Raw genomic sequence first — 19,239 nt, 5'->3', positions numbered from 1 at the left:
ACATCGAAAATGATGTATTAATAAAGTTAAATTTTACCCTATGAGAAGAAGTATTTTTTTGTATTTGTTTATGTTTGCACTGCTATTTATTTTATACCAGTATGTAAGCGCAAAGCAATATTTCGAAAATCAATCTTCAAAAATGGAACATCTTGAATCAGAAGTAACACAATTAGAGGATTCTATTGAAACGATTACCTTGGAAAAGTTAAACCTTCAGTACTTTTCCCTTGAAAATAACGACGATGCACTTGCATATTACGATCACCTAGGACTTGAAAACCTTTCCAGGTATATAGCAGATAAATTATTGGAGACCAACGAGCACAAAGGAAATAATCCTTTGGTTCCTTATGACGGGATGTCTGGCGCTCCTATGAAACTTAATAAAATTAAAGTTTTAAACCACAAATGGATTGTGGTTGACTTTTCCGATGGGAAACATTGGGGAGAATTATTAATTGAATATAAATTGAAGGATGATTTAGGTATTGATTTTACCGTACTTGATCATCTGTTATACAGTAGAAATTAAGTATTATGATTGTTTGGGGATTATTTATCACGTTGATTATTATTTTTCTAGCTTTAGATCTAGGAGTATTTAATAAAAACCCACATGAGATATCCAATAAGGAAGCCTCTGTGTGGACCGCTATATGGGTCAGTGTAGCTATACTGTTTTCGGTTGCAGTGTATTTCATATTTAAAAATGGATGGGTGGAAAATGTGGATGGATTGTCGCCTACCACGGCCATGCTTAAATATATTACCGGGTACTTAATTGAACTCTCGCTTAGTATTGATAATATTTTTGTGATTGCGGTAATATTCACCTCTTTTAAAATTCCAAAGAAATTTCAACATCGCGTATTGTTTTGGGGTATTATTGGCGCAATCGTCTTTAGGGCGTTGATGATTTTATTCGGAGTATTCTTGATTAAGAAGTTTGATTGGATCATTTACGTATTTGGTGCATTCTTGATTTTTACGGCCTTACGAATGTTATTTGAAAAGGAAGATCATCAATATGATCCAAAACAATCCTTTGTCTACAAAACTGTTCGCAAGATGATGCCTATTACAACTGTTATAAATAGCCAAGAGTTTTTCATTAGAAAGCGTGGCCTTCTTATTGCTACTCCTTTGTTTTTAGCACTTATTCTAATTGAGTTCACAGATATCTTATTTGCCCTTGATAGCATACCTGCTATATTAGCGATTACTTCAGATCCGTTCTTGGTCTTTAGTTCGAATATCATGGCTATTCTAGGTCTACGGTCAATGTATTTCTTTCTAGCCAATATGCTAGAGCGCTTTGGATATCTAAAATACAGTTTGGTCGCCATATTAAGTTATGTGGGTGTAAAGATGATTTTAGCACATCATATTGAGATCCCAGAATGGTTCTCGCTAGCCTTTATTGGCTTATCTTTAGGTCTTGGAGTAGTGTTCTCCCTAAGACAAGAAAAGAAAACTCAGGTGAAAGCTTAATTTTATTCCTGATAGCTATACTATAAAAAAACATCGCCCTAGGTTTTATGGACTTAGGGTGATGTTTTTTGAATACTTTTTTTGAACTATACATCCTAGCCGATTGCTATGGACAACTGTAGTAGTCAGTTTATTTGGTGTAATTGCTTTTTTAAATTCTTTTATCAAGCCAAGATTTTAACGCAAAGAAATTCTGAGGAGCCACACCGTGTCCTACAGGAAACTCTTCGTAGACATGCTCGATATTTAGGGATTTTAATAGGGGAGGCGTATTTCTAGCCCATTCTACCGGGATGACTTGATCGACAGATCCGTGAGAGGCGTAAAAACTAAGCTCTGAAAAGTCGTTTGACACATAGTCAGTGGCTAAGATATCCACCTCTATATAACCACTTAAGGCAATGACATTCTTTACTTTTTCCGGATAAGACAAGGCCAAAGCATAACTTAAAATAGCACCTTGGCTAAAGCCTAACAAAGTAACGTTATTGGGATCTAGGTCATAGGTCTCAACGGCTTGATCGATGAAACTAACAATACTATTGAGAGAAGTCTTTGCTTGCTCCTTATCGGTCCATTTATTGGCGTTTTCATCAAAATTGATGGCATACCACGCAAAGGCGGAAGCCATAAGAGGGTGTGGAGCTCTAATGGAGATGATACAGAGCTCTGCTGGTAATTCTCTAGCGAATGAAAACAAATCGTCTTCATTACTCCCGTATCCGTGTAACATGAACATTACTGGAGCCTTTCCATCGGTGTTTTGCGATGGTTTTAAGAGGTGGTGTAGGGGTAAATTTTTAGTTTGCAAAATAGTATATTATTTAATGAAGGTGAACCATTTTTGAAAATATGGGCCAATAAAAGGAACCGGACTGCATTTATCCTGCAGCATGGTGATAAATCCATAAAACCACAATACTGAGATAAAAATATAAAAGGCAGTAGAGACACCCCATGAATTAAAATAGCTTACAAGGGTACCTAATAATAAATAGGTGATATTAATCCCTAAAGCCTGTCTAATATGAAAACGTGCAAAAGGGTTCTGTTTATCCATATTTAAAATGATTGCTATAACCGTTCCAAAGATGGTTATATACCCTATTATAGCGTTGGTTTTCCCTTGCTTTTCCGGTCTGATTTCCATTTTGTATAAATTTATAGGGTTTTAAGCTGTATAAGATTGTTTGAAATAACACCGTACACCTTTCCTTTGATCTCTTTTCCTGTAAAGGCGCAATTTGTAGACAAGGACAGGATGTCGCTTTTATCAAATTTGTAGTTAGGTTCAGGATCAAAAAGTGTGATATTTGCTTTGTTTCCGACTTCAATACTAGTATCAGTAATTCCAAAACGCTCTTTACCTGAGGTGAGTGTTTTAATAACTGTTTCTAAAGGGAACTGTTGTAACAACAACCCGAAACTTGCTTCCAATCCTATAGTTCCAAATAAAGCATGGTCAAACTCTATGTTCTTATTCTCGATATCAATAGGGTTGTGGTCACTGGTGACAAAGTCAATAACCCCCTTCTTAACACCTTCTACGAGTGCTTTTCTATCCTCTTCAGTACGCAATGGTGGAAGTACTTTGTAATTGGTGTCGAAGTCTTCTAATTCATTCTCATTGAGTACTAAATTAGCTAAAGCAACACTACAACTTACATCAAGGCCTTTTTCCTTTGCTTTTTTAATGAGGTCAACACTTAATTTTGTTGAAATTGTAGGAATGTGAAGCTTTCCTCCAGTATATTCCAAAATGAATAGATCTCGAACGATCTGTAGTTCTTCTGAAAGCGCGGGAATTCCTTTAAGTCCTAGTCTGGTACTAAGCACTCCTTCGTTGACTACACCTTTGCCTATAACTTTGTTTTCCATTGGAAAGGAAAGTACAAGACCATTGAAGTTTTGAGTGTATTGAAGGGCAATTTTGAGTAAATTTGGATTGGCTATGGGTTTTTGATAATCCCCAAAAGCAACGGCGCCCGCATTTTTCATATCGAAAAGCTCGGCTAAATCTACACCATCACTTTTTGTCGTAAGTGCCGCAATAGGGTAGAGGCTGGCAGCCTTTGAAGCCCCTTTTGATTTTATAAAACCAATATCCGCATTAGTGTCTGCAACTGGATGTGTATTGGGGTTTACGGCAACAGCGGTATATCCGCTAAAGGCTGCTGTGTCTAGACCATTTTCAATGGTTTCTCTGTCTTCGTACCCTGGTTCTCCAAAACAAACACTACTGTCAAACCAACCGTCAGAAACATGGAGGTTGTCTAAAGAAATTTCTGTTACCTGCTCCGATGTTTCTATCTGATCTTCAATTTTCGTTATCGTGCCATCTATAATTAGAATGTCTTTGGTTTGTTGATTATAGCTTTTTTTAGGCGCGATTATTTTGGCAGATTTTATAAGAATATTCATTATTTGAAATATTTTAGGATAAGAAGTTCTAAACATAAAAAGACTAGTGCAAAAATAGCAAACCATTTCCAAAGCTCATTGATATTGTTTTCACTTTTTATTTCCTTGAAAACTTGGGTTGCACTTTTTTGTGGTTGCGTATGGAAATCGCTAGTAGATAGATACTCTGAGCTACTTTCATGGCGTGGGTAATTGAAACTGAGGGCCGCCACTTTATCAGTATTATTTTTTACCCAATACATTCCTTGTTCTTTAGGATATTCACCTGTGGTAATGGACACATAATTTTGATAATTCATCTGTAGAGGAATAAAAGATTCCTTTTCGTTCTCTACACTCAATACCTGATCTTGCTCAAGTTGGGTATTTACAGCTATGGTATTGGCCTGTCCTAAATGATAATACAAAGTAGGAGTAGGCAGGCTCTGCTGCGCCATGTTATAGAATACTGGAACAATCAAGGGTGTGTTTTTAAAATTGCTATTGACCGTGCTTAATGCGGCTGTAAATACATAGTGACCTCCCGTTTCAATTAAAAAATCGCTTCCGTCTTCATAGCTTAAGACACTTTGATGACTTCCTGTGATTTCAAGGCTACTGTTTACCTTAGGGTACTGAAAGTTGGACACATTTGATTCAAATACGTGGTCAAATAAAGGGTGTTGATATGCAATGGTCGTGATGTGCTTCTCGGCAATATTACTTTTTGTGAATTTAAGATTTCCTAAAAAAGGAAATATAGGCTGCGAAGACACATAATTATCCACTTTGTCCGGAATTACACAAATTTTAATTCCGCTTTGGCTTGCCTCAAGCAGAGCAGCTGTTAGGGCCGGAGAAATAGTAGGTAGCTGATTTAGGATTATGAGATTTTGTTTTGTAAGGCTATTGTAATCGAGTTGATCGAGTGGAGTACTATTATAGTTAAATTCGTCAGGAGTGTAGATTCGTTTAAGGAACTCACTATCAGAGCCATAAATGCTAAGCACATTAATCTTTTCGGATGCGCTAAGTGAAAAATACAAATTGTTATCATAAGTCATCCCTTTGTCAATAACTTCGATACGTCCATTTTTAAACTCCTGGCCTGTACTAAATTCTACGGTCGCTTTGTTTTCCTTAAATTCTGCGGAAGTTTTGGCATAAAGCTCATTGTTATTGTATAAGGAGACGGGAGTGGAAGTATGGTTATCGCTACTTTGTAACTGAACTTTGATGTGGTACTGAAATGGGGTTTTGGATGCAATATAAGCACTATCTATTACGATATTCGAGGTGACATTAGCTTGAAGAGGTATAAAATAGCTCTTGGTATTAGGAAGAGTGTCTAGAGGTAAATGCCTCTTTTGAAAATCTGAAAATAAAATTAAATTTTTAATCGTGGCTTCCTTAGTGAATAGTTGATTTGCACCGCGATAAATAGCTTCAATAGATAACTGCTCTGCACTGTATGGAATGGCAATCAAGTCATTCTTAATACGTTCAATATTAGTGTCCTTAAAAGTATCTGTATTGGTGATAAGGCTAAAGGTTTGATCTACAGGAAATTGTTGTAGTACATTATTTACAGCCTCTTGTAACAAAGTGCCTTCAACTCCCTGAAGTTGCATGCTAAAAGAGTTGTCAATATAGATAACTGTTTCAATCTTGCTGTTTAACAGATCCCGTTTTGAAAAATAGGGTTCGGTAAAGGCCATTACCAAGCAGGTGATAGCCAGGGTTCTCATCAGTAGTATGAGCCATTTTTTAAGTTGCGATTGTTTGTTGGTTTGTTTGCGAATCTGTTTTAAGACCTGGACGTTGGTAAATGCCTCGGTTTGGTATTTACGCAATTTAAATAAATGAATAACAATAGGAATCAGTAGAAGAAAGAGTGCCCAAAGAAGTTCTGGATGTTTAAATTGCATTCCTAGTTTTGTTTATCGATTCAAAGATACAATTTAAGATCTATTGTACAGATTTAAAAATGACTTCTACGAATCAAAGTTTAATTTAAAGCTAAAGCTGTAGATATGCTTGGAGGTGCATTTCGCAAAACTTTATTCATTCCTTGGATGCTACTAAAATGCATTGGCAAAGAGTATATTAGGATTATAATTTTTATAGGTTTAATAGTATTGGGATGGAACAACAATGATATCTACCAAAAAGGATAACGCTGTGTGTTTTAAAAAACGAACATGATCTAAAAAAAAAGAGAAAATAAAAAACTACTTTTACGCCATGAACATCGATTTTAAAAAACTATATATTACCGCATTTTGGGCGAGCGTACTTGGTATTTTCGCTTTTATTTTTGATTTTGGTTTTTCTCATGTTATCATCGTTCAACAACTTATTGATGCTTTTTATTTCATTGTAATAGCATTGAGTTTGCTGGCAACTTTTGCCAGATATTTTGAAAACACCCGATTATTTAGCAGAAAAGTGGCCATTTTCGATATCCTAACGGTGGCATATACGCTTTATATTTTTTACATGTACCTTTTTGTAGGAGAGGCGTTTAAAACGGATTTGATTTTAGCAAACCCACTATGGGTTGTCTTGGCTGTCATCTTATCATTTATAAGAGAGGTATCAGAGCGTAAATTAGATCTGAACAGGACCTATTTTAATCCTGCACAAATCTTTATTCTAAGTTTTCTAACTATCATCTTACTTGGTTCATTATTGTTGATGTTACCAAAAGCTACCTATGATGGGATTTCGTTTGTAGATGCCTTGTTCACCTCGACAAGTGCCGTATGTGTTACGGGATTAATCGTGGTAGATACAGCAACATACTTTACGAGTTTTGGACAATCTATAATCTTATTTTTGATACAAATTGGTGGTTTGGGGATCTTGACATTTGCAAGTTACTTCAGTTATTTTTTTAAAGGAGGGAGCACTTATGATAATCAATTAACCTTAAGTGAGATAACGAATTCTCAAAAAGTCAGTGATGTATTTAGCACCCTAAAGTATATTATTGTTATTACGGTTACTGTTGAATTTTTCGCGGCAGTCTTCATTTTCTTTTCATTGGATGCATCCTTGTTTAAAGATTTTACTGACAGGGTATTCTTTTCGATATTTCACGCGATCTCAGCATTCTGTAATGCAGGATTTTCAACATTGAGTAACAATTTATATCAAACAGGATTCAGGTTTAATTACAATTTGCAGCTTATCCTTGTTGCTACCTTTGTACTAGGAGGTTTGGGGTTTCCAATTGTAGTGAATCTGATCAAGTATGTAAAGCATAAAATGATAAACCTTCTATCACTTAATTCAGGGATGAAGGTCTATAAGCCTTGGATACTAAATATTAACAGCCGTATTTCGCTAATTACGACATTAGCCCTTACTACTGTAGGTTTTATATTATTCTTTGCATTAGAATACAATAACACTCTTGCAGCACATTCTCTTTACGGGAAGGCTGTAAACGCATTGTTTGGGGCTGCTACACCTAGAACTGCTGGGTTCAATTCAATAGATATGAATGCATTGGCATTTCCAACGGTTATGGTGACTTTTTTATTGATGTGGATTGGTGCCTCACCAGCCTCAACGGGTGGTGGGATTAAAACAAGTACATTTGCCATAGCGGTGTTGAATATTTTGAGTTTAGCCAAAGGGAAGCAACGCATAGAGGTTTTTAGAAGAGAAATTGCTGATGTTTCGGTCAATAGAGCCTTTGCAACTATTGCTTTATCTTTGATTGTCATTGGATTAGGAGTTACGCTGATCACAATTTTTGATCCTAATAAAAACTTGTTAAACATCGCCTTTGAGTGTTTTTCTGCTTATAGTACCGTTGGACTAAGTCTGGGTATAACAGCTGGCCTGACAACCGCAAGTAAGGTTGTAGTGGTGGCAATTATGTTTATCGGTAGGGTAAGTATGCTCTCCATTATGGTAGCCATTTTCAAAAAAATTAATCATACAAACTATCGCTATCCTAGCGAAGAAATCACAATAAACTAAGACAATCATGAAATATATAGTTGTAGGACTTGGAAGTTTTGGAGCATCATTAGCAGAGAAGTTAACTGCACATGGAAATGAAGTCATTGCTATAGATAAGACAATGGCTAAAGTTGATTTGTTTAAAGAAAAAATATCACACACCATTTGTATGGACTCTACAGATGAAGCTACAGTTTCAGGTTTACCTTTGAATGATACTGATATGGTAATCATCACTATAGGTGAAGACAGAGGCGCAAATGTAATGACTACAGCCTTGTTTAAGAACCTTGAAGTGAAACGACTGATGAGTAGGGCTATCGATGGTTTACACGAAAAGGTATTACATGCCATAGGTGTAGATGAAATTGTATATCCCGAGGCAGAATCTGCAGAAAGATGGGCTAAAAAGTTAAGCTTGAAAGGTGTTGTGGATTCCTTTGAGTTGAGTGATGAATATAGTATTATTGAGGTTAATGTTCCAGAAAAATATGATAACATGATGATAAAGGCTACACAAATCAGAGAATCATATAACCTGCTCGTTTTAACCTCCATGCGTAATACTGAAACTAAAAGTGTCCTTGGAAAAACCAAAAAGACCGTAAGAGTTAACGGGGTTGCAAGTGCTAATGATTCACTCAGTAAGGATGATATCCTAGTGGTCTACGGAGCTAATAAAGATATTCAACGTTTTTTGAAAGACGCTAATTGAGGCTAAATAGTATTATTTAAGTCTAGAAGCCTTCAAAAACTCCTAATCCAAAGAGGGCGAAATCGTATTTCACTGGATCTTTAGGGTCTAATTTTCGTAATGCCGTATCGAGTTCCAAAAGAGCTTTGGCATCATTTTGTTTCCGGTTTAGAAGGCCTAATTTACGAGCAACTCTACCTGAATGGACATCTAGGGGGCAGGATAAAATTGCAGTTGAAATGCTATCCCAAATCCCGAAATCTACTCCTGAATTATCCTTTCTTACCATCCATCTAAGATACATATTGATACGTTTCGCAGCGGATCCTTTTTCTGGATTGGAAATGTGTTTTTGAGTTCGCACCAAATGTTCATTTTCAAAGAAGGCATTCTTAAGTTTAGCGATGGCCGGTTGGGTAGAATCTTGGGTTACATGCGTATTAAAAAACTGCTCCAATCCTTGATATTTCTGGTAGATATGTTGAAGACTTTTGATGAACTGAATGAAGTCATAACCATTAAATGTCCTGTGGACAAAGGGGAGAAGAGTTTCCAGCTGTTCATCTTTGTGATTGATGACAAAGTCATACGGACTCTCACCCATAAGTGTCATCATTTTAGTAGCATTGGTAATGATGCTTTTTCGATTGCCCCAAGCGATAGACGCTGTGAGAAAACCTGAAATTTCAATATCTTCTTTGAGTTGGAACTTATGCGGAATTTGTATAGGGTCGCTCTCCACAAACCTCGGATGGTTGTAATAGTTTACCTTTTCTTCTAAAAAATATTTGAGTTCTTCGTTAGTCAATACTTCAAGTTTACGTTATAGGTCATTTATGGTGTCTAAAGCTTCAGGTTTTTACCGAAAATCACCATCTACCATAGTTAGTTTTCGATCTGCCATTGCTGCCAGTTCTTCATTATGGGTAACAATTACAAAGGTCTGACCAAAGGTATCTCTCAATTCAAAGAATAGCTTATGAAGACGCTCTGCACTCTCAGAATCCAAGTTTCCACTGGGTTCATCGGCAAAGACAATTGAAGGGTTATTGATCAATGCTCGGGCCACAGCCACACGCTGTTGTTCACCTCCTGAGAGTTCGCTGGGTTTATGATCACTTCGATCCGAAAGACCTAAAAAAGCTAAGAGTTCGTGGGCTCTTTTTTTGGCCTGTTCTACGGGAGTTTTCTTAATAAATGCTGGAATACATACATTTTCTAATGCTGTAAATTCAGGTAGCAATTGATGGAACTGAAAAATAAATCCTATATGTTGGTTTCTAAACTTGGCTAGCTCTTTATCAGATAAACTTGCAACCTCAGTGTTATTTATCTTTAAGGATAAGTCGGAGGTTTTATCAGCCTTGTCTAGGGTGCCCAGAATTTGCAAAAGGGTGGTCTTTCCCGCGCCGGAGGCACCTACTATAGAAATAATTTCACCTTTATTAATATTGACATCTACCCCCTTTAGTACTTCTAAATCCCCGTAAGTTTTATGAATATTTTTCGCTTGTATCATCAAATCACATAATTATGTTGCTAAGGTAACTTGTTTCTAAAGAATAACAAATTAAAGAAGTTTAGAGATTTTCACTATATTTAACGGCTAAATATTCTTTCAATTAGAGCTGGATCCTCAGAAAAGATTCCAGCGAATAAACCACTATTTCATGGGCTACAAAACTTTCGAAGAGTACACGATTCAGACTACTGAAGAGTTAAAAAACAACTATACTAAAATAATTCAAGAACTCGGGGAGAATACCGATAGAGAAGGTTTAGTAAAAACCCCAGAGCGTGCAGCAAAAGCCATGCAATTTTTAACTCAGGGCTATGATCAGGATGCTACTCAGATTATAAAAAGCGCTATGTTTCGTGAAGATTACAATGAGATGGTTATTGTAAAGGATATTGAACTGTATTCGCTTTGTGAGCACCATATGTTACCTTTTTTTGGAAAGGCTCACATTGCTTATATTCCAAATGGGTACATTGTAGGTTTGAGCAAGCTGCCTAGAATAGTTGATGTGTTTGCGCGTAGATTACAAGTACAGGAGCGTCTTACTCACGATATTTTAGAATGTATTAACAACACACTAAATCCACAAGGAGTGGCAGTTGTTATAGAAGCTTCTCATATGTGTATGATGATGAGAGGTGTTCAAAAGCAGAATTCGACAACGACAACATCAGGTTTTAGGGGACAGTTTGAAAAAATTGAAACTCGAAATGAGTTTTTAAAATTAATTAGTACAGATTTATCATAAGAACTGGCACCTTTTTTGTTTTAGTGTAAATAAAAAAGAACAATGGAAAACAGTAATAAATATACCAAACTCTTCTTAGGCTTATTGTTTGATGCCGTGGGGATGCTTTCTTTTGCAATCCCTGGAGTAGGTGAATTTTCAGATGTCATATGGGCACCAATTTCCGGTTGGCTTATGACGCGTCTTTACAAAGGGAAAATCGGGAGAACGGCTGGAGTAATCGCCTTTGTGGAAGAACTCATGCCAGGAATGGATATTATACCTACTTTCACCATTACATGGTTATATACCTATGTAATCAAAAAGGAACACGTTAAACAAGCGGTACATAGTTGATGGAAAAAACCCTGGTAAAATAAAAATATTTATACAGGGTTTTTAACCTATAGATTAGGGAGAGGTATTATAAAGTTAGGGTTAACCCTAGGTTTATATTTCTACCAATATTATATATCCCATCCGTTTTTAAACGTGACAAATGTGAAATATATTTTGTATCAAAAATATTGTTGGCGGTTATTCTAAAATCAACAGGTAGGTCAAATATTTCGGTCGATGTTCCAATACCGGCATTTAATAGGGTATATGCCTGAGTAGGAGTCTCAAAGGTACCAACTTTATTTTGATTAAATGTGCTTTTTAGTGTTAAAAATGTATAACTGTTGGTGAATTTTTTTCCCTCAAATTCCAGTCTTAAAGTGTTGGTAAGCGTATTGGCAGGAATAAGTGGTATGTATTGATCTGTATCCGATAATTTCCCGACAACCATCTCAAAGTTACTCTCAAAATGCAACCAATCTACAGGGTGAGGGTGTAGGTGTAAACCCATCTCACCTCCATACAATTTACTGTCGTTTTGTGTGTATTGGTAAACAGGATTATTTAGTATAAACTCTCCTTTGGGCTGTAAATAGATATAATTGTTTATGTTGTTGTAGAATCCATTGACATAGACTTCTACATGTCTATTATTGTATTCTAAGGATAGATCGAACTGAATGTTTTGTTCGTTTTCTAATTCGGAATTACCTATTTCATATCGGTTTGCACCGCTGTGTCCTCCATTTGAGGTGAGCTCTGAGAGGTTTGGTGCTCTAAACCCAGACGCCAGGTTAATACGCCCGATAAAGTTGCGTAGGAAATCAAATCTGTATCCGGCTGATGCATTAAAACTGTTGTAGGTTTTATTTATTGCTGGAAAATAGTATTCTCCATCTATCTCTCCTGCCAGTTTGGTGTCGATTATACGATTATCGTATCTAAGCCCAAATTGTATATCACTATTTTCCATGTGATAATGCGATGTAGCCATGACTCCATAATCGGTCATCGAAGCATCGGGAATTAGGAGTTCTTCACCAAAGTTTTCATTGCTTTGGTACATGCCTTGTACCCCAATAATGGTTTCAAATTCACCTATTTTAGGCATGTGATACTGCATGTTATAACTCAGAGTTCTTAAGCGCATATCAAGCGCGAGGTGTTCGCTTGCATGTTCGTCCTCTTCTAAATGTCCTTCTTCCTCTTCATGCCCTTCTTCCTCATGATGATGCTCATCTTCATACTCTAATCTTTTATTGCTACTATACCCTAAGATGATATCAAGACTACTGGTGTCAAAATATAGAACACTTTTTAGACTTAAAATATGATTTTCTAAATCTTGATATGGGAAAATCGGTGTTCTGTGCCTGTTTTGAACACTAATTTCCTCTGGAATTCCAATTTCTGAGTGATTATAGTTGTAACGTAATTCCGTTTGAAAGTTGTCAAAATGATAGGCGAATCCAGTTTTTAAATCGTATTCTGAAAATCGTGAGTTTGTTGTGTACAGGCCGTTTCCTGACTCGTAATCCGCGTGTGAAACATGAGCTCCTCTTATAAGAAACTCGAAACGATCCGCTGATGTTTTAAAGCCTGCGTTGGCACTAGTCCCATTAGTGTTGCTATAATAATCGAAGTTTGCATCAGCTTTATTTGTGTTACTAGGGGCAAATTTCTCAGGGTTTAAATACAGGACACCTCCTAAGGCATCTGAACCGTAGAGTAGGGAGGCAGGTCCTTTTATTACTTCAATGCTTTCAATTCCAGCATCGTTAATTCCCAAACCGTGTTCTGCCCCATATTGTTGGTTCTCCAAACGAATCCCTTGTGTGTAGACTAGAACGCGGTTTCCACTAAGTCCTCGTATTACCGGTTTTCCAATACCAACTCCTGTGGAAAGCGTTTCAACTCCGGCAACCTGTGAAATCCCATCGGATAGGGTAATGGCACCTTGAGTCTTTAATTTTTTCACATTCGCTTGTGAAACCTTCATCACGTTCTCACTTCGAAGCTTATGAAATGGAGTTGAGACAATGACTTCATCCATTTCTATGGCTGAGTGAGTCAGTTCTGCAGTTATATTGCCATCCTCAGGTAAATTAATCGTTCTTGAGAAGGATTTGAATCCTATGGATGATATTACGAGTTGATACCTGCCATTTGGGATACCTACAAGAATGAACTCCCCGTCAACATTGGTATTCCCTCCCTTTTGGAGTGTAGGGATATAAACCGAAGCAAATGGAATTGGGGATCCAGTGTCGGCATCTATTACATTACCTTTTAAGTTATTTTGTGCAAATATGGATGTTGTAGCCAAGAATAGCGACAGCATAATAAGATTTTTCATTACCTGATTTTGTTATGATAAAGCATTGCCCAAATGCAGTTAAGCATAATGTGACATTACCTTAAGCCTATTGAACTAAGTTTGAATAAGAGAAAGAAAGTCTCTTGGTGGTGCACTTATGCATGCAGCGGTGGAGCTCGTAAAGAAAAATAGAGTTTCTGTTTATTGTTTACGTAAGAGTAGTCGCTATTGATTTTCTCCCTAGTAGGGATAATAATTTTAAAGGTGTAAGTTGGTGGGGTGTAAAGTATCTGCGGGGCATGCTGAAAGTCATACAGCTTACAGTCAAAGTCGGTTTGGTGAAAATGCGTTTGTCTATCATCATCACAGCTGACGTGCGTGTGACCGATAGTAAAGTGACTAAATTGAAGGATAGAGGGTGTCAATATGCCGATAGCTAGCAAAAGACTTAAAAAAACAACGATATGTTTTTGATAGTTCCTCATTCAATTATTTAATTCTTACACCCATTCGCCTTAACATCTTCTTTTCAAAATTCCAGAAGAATTTAAACTGCCCAAAAAGCCAGCCTGTACTGACGAGTAATACCTGATAAATTGGAAATATTAACAGGAGTCTTACCACCCAATAAAGTATGGGATGAATCGAATCTGAACTGATCCCTAAAAGTTCTGTAAATGGCCCAGCTAGCTTAGCCGAAGCAGAACCGGTAATGGCAAATACCACAAATATGACCACTAATTGAAAATTAGAAGAAATACCCCAGCGCTGTTTTAATTTTTCCATCTCATTAAAATCAAAGCGCAAAGGTACGTCAAATCTTAGGTTCGAAAAAATGAAAATGCTTTAAGTTCAAAAAGCTTGGTAGTTTGAACTGGTTCACCATTAAATAGGCACCTAAATCTATTTGAAAAGAATTGAAATTTATATAGTGAACTGAGCTTAGTCATTATTTGTACCCCTGACTTCTTTTAACTTCATGGTCATTCGTTGAGCCGAAGTATTGATCCATTGGTCATATTCTTCTATGGCTTTGTTCCTTAATTCCCCTGAAATATAACCTTCTTCAATCACTTGGTTTAATGTAGCAACTTTTGACCATATGCCAATTTTTTCTACAAAATTAGTATCTTCCCTTTTATAGGTTTCATCAGAATCAAAAGTTGCAATCGAGGTAAAACCTGCTTCCCTGAAGTAGTCAACCAAGTCTTCCGAAATGTGATTGTTCATCCCTGCTTTTGAACGCCAATTTAGAAACGATTGATAGTACAATTGCATGCTTTGAGGTGGAAGTGGATCCCATTCTAATTGTTCATGATTGTAATCTAGGATGGATAGCTGTCCACCAGGCTTGAGCAAGGACTTCATTTTCACAATTGCTTCTTGCGGGTTATTGAGCCACTGAAGTGTACGAGCAGAAACGATAACATCAAATTTTTCAGCAGAATTGAAGCTAAATAAATCGCTATGGATGAGTTTTAGGTTTGCTGTTTGACCATAACTCTCGTTTCCGCTGATAATAAATTTTTCAGTGTTATCAATACCAATGACATGGCCATTGGAGCCTACACGATTGGCAATTCCTTTTGAAATGGCTCCTGTACCGCACCCAACATCCAATACCCGTATCCCTTTGGTTAAAATTGGAATTACGGTGGGATAATCCTTTTCTAGACTACGAGTGTCAAAGATTTTATTAGAAACTTTAAGCTCTCGTTGGATAATTTTGTTTGCCTGTTCCATAAAGTAAATATATTTCTTTTCCGATAGTAACACACAGTATTAATGTGTTTTAAGTGTAAAACTTGGAAAGGAAGTCTGTCGAAAGTAAACTTGGGGTGTTTTTGCGTAGTAAATCATGCACATAATAATTTACCAAACAAATCAATAATAGTATCTTTAGCCTTTAAATTCTAATACGCGATGAATCGACGAAACTTTATAAGCTCCTCCGTATTGTCATCCTTAACTTTAGCCATAGGTAGTACCGTTGTATACGGGAAGATGATCCCTGAGGGATACACCCCCTTAGCGATGCAGGAGCCCAATCCATTTAAACTTTTTAATATTTCCGAAGAAATGACGGTACTCAATGACCGTCCATGGAATATAGAATCGAAAGCACATTTGCTTAACGACAAAGTGACTCCAAATAAGTATATGTTCATCAGGAATAATGGCATTATACCTGAAAACATAGAAGTGGATTCTTGGAAATTGATTGTTGATGGAGAGTCTGCTATGAGTTCCAAAGAGTATACCTTGGAAGATTTAAAGCAGAACTTTAAACATTATACCTATCAGTTAACCCTAGAATGCGGTGGTAATGGACGAAGTGAATTCAATCCACCCGCAAAAGGGAATCAATGGGGTGTGGGTGCTGTGTATTGTTCAAATTGGACAGGAATACGACTCAAGGATCTCTTGGAAGACGTCGGTGTTAAATCCGACGCGGTTTATGTGGCTTATTATGCTGCGGACTTGCATTTAAGTCGAAATCCTGAAAAAGAACCCATCTCTAGAGGGATGCCAATGTCTAAGGCCTTGGAAGATGAGACTTTAATTGCTTTTCAACTCAATGGAGAGGATATCCCTATAGCACATGGTTATCCGCTGCGACTCGTTGCTGGAGGTTGGCCAGCTTCCGTCTCTGGAAAGTGGCTAAACCGTATTCGCCTACGCGATGTAGTGCATGATGGAGCAAAGATGACAGGACAATCGTATAGAGTTCCTAAACGCCCTGTGGCACCAGGAGAAAAGGTGGATGATAAAGATATGGTAATTATTGAGTCCATGCCTGTAAAGTCCTTGATCACCTTTCCGAAATCTGGCGCGATACTCAATAAAAAACGCTCCTTGAACATTGAGGGTCATGCCTGGGCAGGGGACCTCGAAGTATCAAAAATGGAATATTCGATCGACTTTGGCAGTAACTGGACGCCGTGTACCTTGACCAAGCCAGTAAATAGACTAGCCTGGCAACATTTTGAAGCTCAAGTTGATTTTCCAGAAAATGGTTATTATGAAATTTGGGCAAGGGCAACTGATTCTAATGGGAAGAGCCAACCTATGGTTATACCGGGCTGGAATCCTAAAGGTTATTTGAATAATGCCTGTCATCGAATTGCAATAAAAGTGGAAGTTTAATGCAGTCAAATCAATTTAACAAACAGCTTAAACTTTTCTGGAACGGACTATGTCTATTCGTAATAGCCCTCATTGCTATGGGAGGATTTGCTATATATTATGTGTTTTATCCAGAGAGTAGTTTATTTAAGGCATCAAAACCTTCAGAAGAATATAGCGAAGTAACTGATTCATTAACTGAAGACACTACAAAGGCAGCAGAAATTGTCGATGGCGTGCACCTAGAGACTGGTTTTATTCAGGATGTTGGTATGACAGAGGTGATCAATAACTGTACAAATTGTCATTCGGCAAAATTAGTGACTCAAAACAGAATGAGTAGAGAGGCATGGCAAACCACTATTATATGGATGCAAGAAACTCAGAACTTATGGGACCTAGGTGAAAATGAGTCTGTAATATTAGATTATTTAGCGAAAAATTACGCCCCAGAATCCAAAGGAAGAAGACAAAATTTAGCGATTGAAAAGTGGTATGTTCTGCAACAATAAACTCATTAATTTAAACTAGATCTAAACTCTGTAATACCTATTTATGCTGAAAAAGAATGTTCTTTGCCGTGTAGTCTTGGTTTGTACATGTTTTTTAAATAAGACATTTGCACAACAAATTCATCAAATCGATATTCTCGATGCTGCTGTAAATGTACAGTTAATCCCTGATCAAAAGAAAATTCAAGGGGATGTCTCCTACGGTTTTAAAGTGTTGGAGTCTACAGATTCTTTAGTTGTGGATGCCAGGGCTCTTGAGATCCTTTCAGTTCAACTCAACGGTAGTGCTGTAGATTACAATTATGATGATAAGGTAACCTTGAAAGTCAAAACTCAGTTTAAGAAAGGGGATCAGCATCAGCTTGAGATAAGTTATCAAGGACAGCCTAATAAAAGCATGTATTTTATAGACGACCCAAATGGACGAGTGAAACAAGTATGGACGCAAGGACAAGGGAAGTATAGTTCCTATTGGCTTCCAAGTTTTGATGATATGAATGAAAAAATCATATTTGATATTACCGTAAAGGCACCAGAGCAGTTTGTTGTACTTGCTAATGGGAAGTTAAAAGAAAAGCAAAAAGTCGGTAAAGAAATTCTTTGGCAGTACCATATGAAGCAGCCGATGAGTAGTTATTTGTTGGCCATAGCAATGGGTGATTTTGATTTTGTGCAGTCACAAAGTAGATCAGGGATAAATATCAAGAACTACTTCTACCCAGAGGACAAATCAAAAGTGGAACCTACCTTTAGGCACACCACTGAAATAATGAATTTTTACGAAGATGAAATCGGGGTAAACTATCCATGGCAGGAATATAAACAGGTGGCCGTTCAAGACTTTTTATATGCAGGGATGGAGAATACCACACTGACCATTTTTTCTGATTCCTATATGGTGGATTCTATCGCTCAAAAAGACCGACCTTATTTTAATGTCAATGCACATGAATTGGCACATCACTGGTTTGGAGACATGGTAACAGAATCGAATTCCAAGGATCATTGGCTTCAAGAAGGTTTTGCAACCTACTATGCATTATTGGCGGCCCAACATGTCTTTGGTAGCGATCATTTTTACTTAGAATTGTACAAGTCTGCATTAGACTTAGAAGCTCAGCATGGGGAGTCGTTATTAGATCCTAAGGCTAGTAGTTTAACCTTCTATCAGAGAGGAGCATGGGTACTTGTTGCATTGCGAGATTTGATTGGTGAGCGAAGCTTTAAGAAGGCTATAAAAACATATCTTAATGATCATGCTTTTGAAAATGTAGATACTCATGACTTTTTTAACGTAGTAATGGCCAAAAGCCAAATGGAGTTAAATGGTTTTATTGATCGTTGGTTGGTTCAAAAGGAGTTCCCCATTCAGGAGGCAAAGACTATTCTATCTAAAAATGATTTAACGCGAAGATTATTGACCTTGAATGATATGGATGATAAGGCTTTTGAACTTTTTGTGACTGAGCATCCTGAGATTTATAATCAGACTGGTCAAATCGCAGTGGTGGACTATATCGTTAAGCGAGCAGCCATATTACCTGAGGCTTTAAGAAATGATACTTATAAACGGGCTTTACAATCATTAATTCCAGAAAACAAACAAAGTGTTGCCGTACATATAACAAAGATCCCAAATTCTTTAAAAGCTGACTTTGAAGCGCTGTTAAACCAAAAAAGTTATAAAACTATAGAGTTTACTCTTTTAAAACTATCTACAAACTTTCCGAAATCACTTCCTAAATATCTTGATCAAACACAAAGGATTGATGGCTTTAAAAACAAAAACATCAAAACACTATGGTTAGCCTTAGCGCTTATCACTCCAGAGTATCAAAAGGATCAAAAATACAAACATTACAATACACTAGTGGCGTATACGCAAGCATTTCAGCCTTATGAACTTCGCTTGAATGCCTTTCGATATTTATCGCAATTACAGGCCTTTAACGAGCCTGCTATTCGAAACTTAATTCAAGCCTGTTTGCATCCTGTTTGGCAATTTTCAAAATTCTCAAGGCAGATCTTGGATAATCTTTTAGCGCAGCCTGCCTATAAAGGATTGATAGGGGATATCAAAAAAGATTTGAATAAACAAGAGCAAAGGTTTTTAAATGAACGATTAGATCAGTAGAT

18 protein-coding genes are annotated in these 19,239 nt (G+C 37.0%); 9 read left to right on the top strand and 9 right to left on the bottom strand.

The genetic code is table 11. The annotated features are described in order from the left end of the window. Positions 1-40: 40 nt before the first annotated feature. Positions 41-535 (top strand): hydrolase, encoded by a 495-nt coding sequence (locus tag ACN0TV_RS03720; protein WP_417360253.1) that lies wholly within the window; start codon positions 41-43, stop codon positions 533-535. A 5-nt stretch (positions 536-540) separates the two neighbouring features. Beyond that, positions 541-1,494 (top strand): TerC family protein, encoded by a 954-nt coding sequence (locus tag ACN0TV_RS03715; protein WP_417360251.1) that lies wholly within the window; start codon positions 541-543, stop codon positions 1,492-1,494. 151 nt (positions 1,495-1,645) lie between these two features. On the opposite strand, the gene ACN0TV_RS03710 is transcribed toward ACN0TV_RS03715, so the two are convergent. Genes ACN0TV_RS03710 through ACN0TV_RS03695 form a run of 4 tightly spaced genes read right to left on the bottom strand, consistent with a single transcriptional unit; the run spans position 1,646 to position 5,822 of the window. After that, complete coding sequence (locus ACN0TV_RS03710; RefSeq protein WP_417360249.1) at positions 1,646-2,305, bottom strand: alpha/beta hydrolase; 660 nt, start codon at positions 2,303-2,305, stop codon at positions 1,646-1,648. 9 nt (positions 2,306-2,314) lie between these two features. Further along, positions 2,315-2,644 (bottom strand): hypothetical protein, encoded by a 330-nt coding sequence (locus ACN0TV_RS03705; protein WP_417360247.1) that lies wholly within the window; start codon positions 2,642-2,644, stop codon positions 2,315-2,317. An 11-nt stretch (positions 2,645-2,655) separates the two neighbouring features. After that, a complete protein-coding gene (locus ACN0TV_RS03700) occupies positions 2,656-3,915 on the bottom strand; it encodes a dihydroorotase (RefSeq protein WP_417360245.1) in 1,260 nt (419 codons plus the stop codon). After that, entirely contained in the window at positions 3,915-5,822 is a 1,908-nt protein-coding gene (locus ACN0TV_RS03695; RefSeq protein ID WP_417360243.1) for a BatA domain-containing protein, read from the bottom strand. The genes ACN0TV_RS03700 and ACN0TV_RS03695 overlap by 1 nt, the downstream gene beginning before the upstream one ends. Before the next feature lie 316 nt (positions 5,823-6,138). On the opposite strand from ACN0TV_RS03695, the gene ACN0TV_RS03690 reads away from it, so the two are divergent. Together ACN0TV_RS03690 and ACN0TV_RS03685 are read left to right on the top strand one after the other, a co-directional pair. Next, on the top strand, positions 6,139-7,887 hold the full coding sequence (locus ACN0TV_RS03690; protein WP_417360241.1) for a TrkH family potassium uptake protein: 1,749 nt from the start codon (positions 6,139-6,141) through the stop codon (positions 7,885-7,887). Between the two features lie 7 nt (positions 7,888-7,894). Further along, complete coding sequence (locus tag ACN0TV_RS03685) at positions 7,895-8,584, top strand: potassium channel family protein (protein WP_417360239.1); 690 nt, start codon at positions 7,895-7,897, stop codon at positions 8,582-8,584. A gap of 22 nt (positions 8,585-8,606) precedes the next feature. Here the strand turns inward: ACN0TV_RS03685 and ACN0TV_RS03680 are convergent, their stop codons facing one another. Both ACN0TV_RS03680 and ACN0TV_RS03675 read right to left on the bottom strand, forming a co-directional pair. Then, positions 8,607-9,371 (bottom strand): TIGR02757 family protein, encoded by a 765-nt coding sequence (locus ACN0TV_RS03680; protein WP_417360237.1) that lies wholly within the window; start codon positions 9,369-9,371, stop codon positions 8,607-8,609. A gap of 51 nt (positions 9,372-9,422) precedes the next feature. Then, on the bottom strand, positions 9,423-10,082 hold the full coding sequence (locus tag ACN0TV_RS03675; RefSeq protein ID WP_417360235.1) for an ABC transporter ATP-binding protein: 660 nt from the start codon (positions 10,080-10,082) through the stop codon (positions 9,423-9,425). Positions 10,083-10,233: 151 nt separating this feature from the next. Here ACN0TV_RS03675 and folE point away from each other — a divergent pair, with 151 nt between their 5' ends. Further along, the gene (gene folE, locus ACN0TV_RS03670; protein ID WP_417360233.1) at positions 10,234-10,830 is read left to right on the top strand and encodes a GTP cyclohydrolase I FolE; all 597 of its coding nucleotides are present in this window, start codon (positions 10,234-10,236) and stop codon (positions 10,828-10,830) included. A gap of 42 nt (positions 10,831-10,872) precedes the next feature. After that, positions 10,873-11,166, top strand: coding sequence for a hypothetical protein (locus ACN0TV_RS03665; RefSeq protein WP_417360231.1), 294 nt, complete (start codon positions 10,873-10,875; stop codon positions 11,164-11,166). Positions 11,167-11,233: 67 nt separating this feature from the next. Here ACN0TV_RS03665 and ACN0TV_RS03660 read toward each other — a convergent pair whose 3' ends face one another. From ACN0TV_RS03660 to ACN0TV_RS03650, 3 genes are all read right to left on the bottom strand, one after another. Then, the gene (locus ACN0TV_RS03660) at positions 11,234-13,504 is read right to left on the bottom strand and encodes a TonB-dependent receptor (protein WP_417360229.1); all 2,271 of its coding nucleotides are present in this window, start codon (positions 13,502-13,504) and stop codon (positions 11,234-11,236) included. 450 nt (positions 13,505-13,954) lie between these two features. Further along, positions 13,955-14,251, bottom strand: a complete 297-nt coding sequence (locus ACN0TV_RS03655; RefSeq protein WP_417360227.1) for a DUF6787 family protein — start codon at positions 14,249-14,251, stop codon at positions 13,955-13,957. A gap of 156 nt (positions 14,252-14,407) precedes the next feature. Continuing rightward, positions 14,408-15,208: a methyltransferase domain-containing protein gene (locus ACN0TV_RS03650; RefSeq protein WP_417360225.1), complete on the bottom strand. Its 801-nt coding sequence runs from the start codon at positions 15,206-15,208 to the stop codon at positions 14,408-14,410. A 180-nt stretch (positions 15,209-15,388) separates the two neighbouring features. On the opposite strand from ACN0TV_RS03650, the gene ACN0TV_RS03645 reads away from it, so the two are divergent. From ACN0TV_RS03645 to ACN0TV_RS03635, 3 genes are read left to right on the top strand one after another with little or no spacing between them, the layout of a single operon-like run. Next, positions 15,389-16,612 carry a sulfite oxidase gene (locus ACN0TV_RS03645; RefSeq protein ID WP_417360223.1) on the top strand — a complete coding sequence of 408 codons (1,224 nt, stop codon included), beginning with the start codon at positions 15,389-15,391 and terminating at the stop codon, positions 16,610-16,612. After that, positions 16,612-17,103, top strand: a complete 492-nt coding sequence (locus tag ACN0TV_RS03640) for a monoheme cytochrome C (protein ID WP_417360221.1) — start codon at positions 16,612-16,614, stop codon at positions 17,101-17,103. The genes ACN0TV_RS03645 and ACN0TV_RS03640 overlap by 1 nt, the downstream gene beginning before the upstream one ends. Positions 17,104-17,146: 43 nt before the next feature. After that, positions 17,147-19,237, top strand: coding sequence for a M1 family metallopeptidase (locus ACN0TV_RS03635; protein WP_417360220.1), 2,091 nt, complete (start codon positions 17,147-17,149; stop codon positions 19,235-19,237). Positions 19,238-19,239: the final 2 nt, after the last annotated feature.

This window comes from Galbibacter sp. (assembly GCF_048266365.1).
Lineage (GTDB): Bacteria > Bacteroidota > Bacteroidia > Flavobacteriales > Flavobacteriaceae > Galbibacter.
Note: the sequence above shows the minus strand (reverse complement) of the source record. Positions and strands in the feature narration are given on the sequence as shown.

Excerpts from the sequence above, each read along its gene's own strand:
- ACN0TV_RS03695 (WP_417360243.1), bottom strand. The coding sequence starts at position 5,822 with ATGCAATTTAAACATCCAGAACTTCTTTGGGCACTCTTTCTTCTACTG.
- ACN0TV_RS03675 (WP_417360235.1), bottom strand. The coding sequence starts at position 10,082 with ATGATACAAGCGAAAAATATTCATAAAACTTACGGGGATTTAGAAGTA.
- ACN0TV_RS03655 (WP_417360227.1), bottom strand. The coding sequence starts at position 14,251 with ATGGAAAAATTAAAACAGCGCTGGGGTATTTCTTCTAATTTTCAATTA.
- ACN0TV_RS03665 (WP_417360231.1), top strand. The coding sequence starts at position 10,873 with ATGGAAAACAGTAATAAATATACCAAACTCTTCTTAGGCTTATTGTTT.
- ACN0TV_RS03640 (WP_417360221.1), top strand. The coding sequence starts at position 16,612 with ATGCAGTCAAATCAATTTAACAAACAGCTTAAACTTTTCTGGAACGGA.
- ACN0TV_RS03720 (WP_417360253.1), top strand. The coding sequence starts at position 41 with ATGAGAAGAAGTATTTTTTTGTATTTGTTTATGTTTGCACTGCTATTT.
- folE (WP_417360233.1), top strand. The coding sequence starts at position 10,234 with ATGGGCTACAAAACTTTCGAAGAGTACACGATTCAGACTACTGAAGAG.
- ACN0TV_RS03645 (WP_417360223.1), top strand. The coding sequence starts at position 15,389 with ATGAATCGACGAAACTTTATAAGCTCCTCCGTATTGTCATCCTTAACT.
- ACN0TV_RS03635 (WP_417360220.1), top strand. The coding sequence starts at position 17,147 with ATGCTGAAAAAGAATGTTCTTTGCCGTGTAGTCTTGGTTTGTACATGT.
- ACN0TV_RS03705 (WP_417360247.1), bottom strand. The coding sequence starts at position 2,644 with ATGGAAATCAGACCGGAAAAGCAAGGGAAAACCAACGCTATAATAGGG.
- ACN0TV_RS03685 (WP_417360239.1), top strand. The coding sequence starts at position 7,895 with ATGAAATATATAGTTGTAGGACTTGGAAGTTTTGGAGCATCATTAGCA.
- ACN0TV_RS03715 (WP_417360251.1), top strand. The coding sequence starts at position 541 with ATGATTGTTTGGGGATTATTTATCACGTTGATTATTATTTTTCTAGCT.
- ACN0TV_RS03700 (WP_417360245.1), bottom strand. The coding sequence starts at position 3,915 with ATGAATATTCTTATAAAATCTGCCAAAATAATCGCGCCTAAAAAAAGC.
- ACN0TV_RS03660 (WP_417360229.1), bottom strand. The coding sequence starts at position 13,504 with ATGAAAAATCTTATTATGCTGTCGCTATTCTTGGCTACAACATCCATA.
- ACN0TV_RS03690 (WP_417360241.1), top strand. The coding sequence starts at position 6,139 with ATGAACATCGATTTTAAAAAACTATATATTACCGCATTTTGGGCGAGC.
- ACN0TV_RS03650 (WP_417360225.1), bottom strand. The coding sequence starts at position 15,208 with ATGGAACAGGCAAACAAAATTATCCAACGAGAGCTTAAAGTTTCTAAT.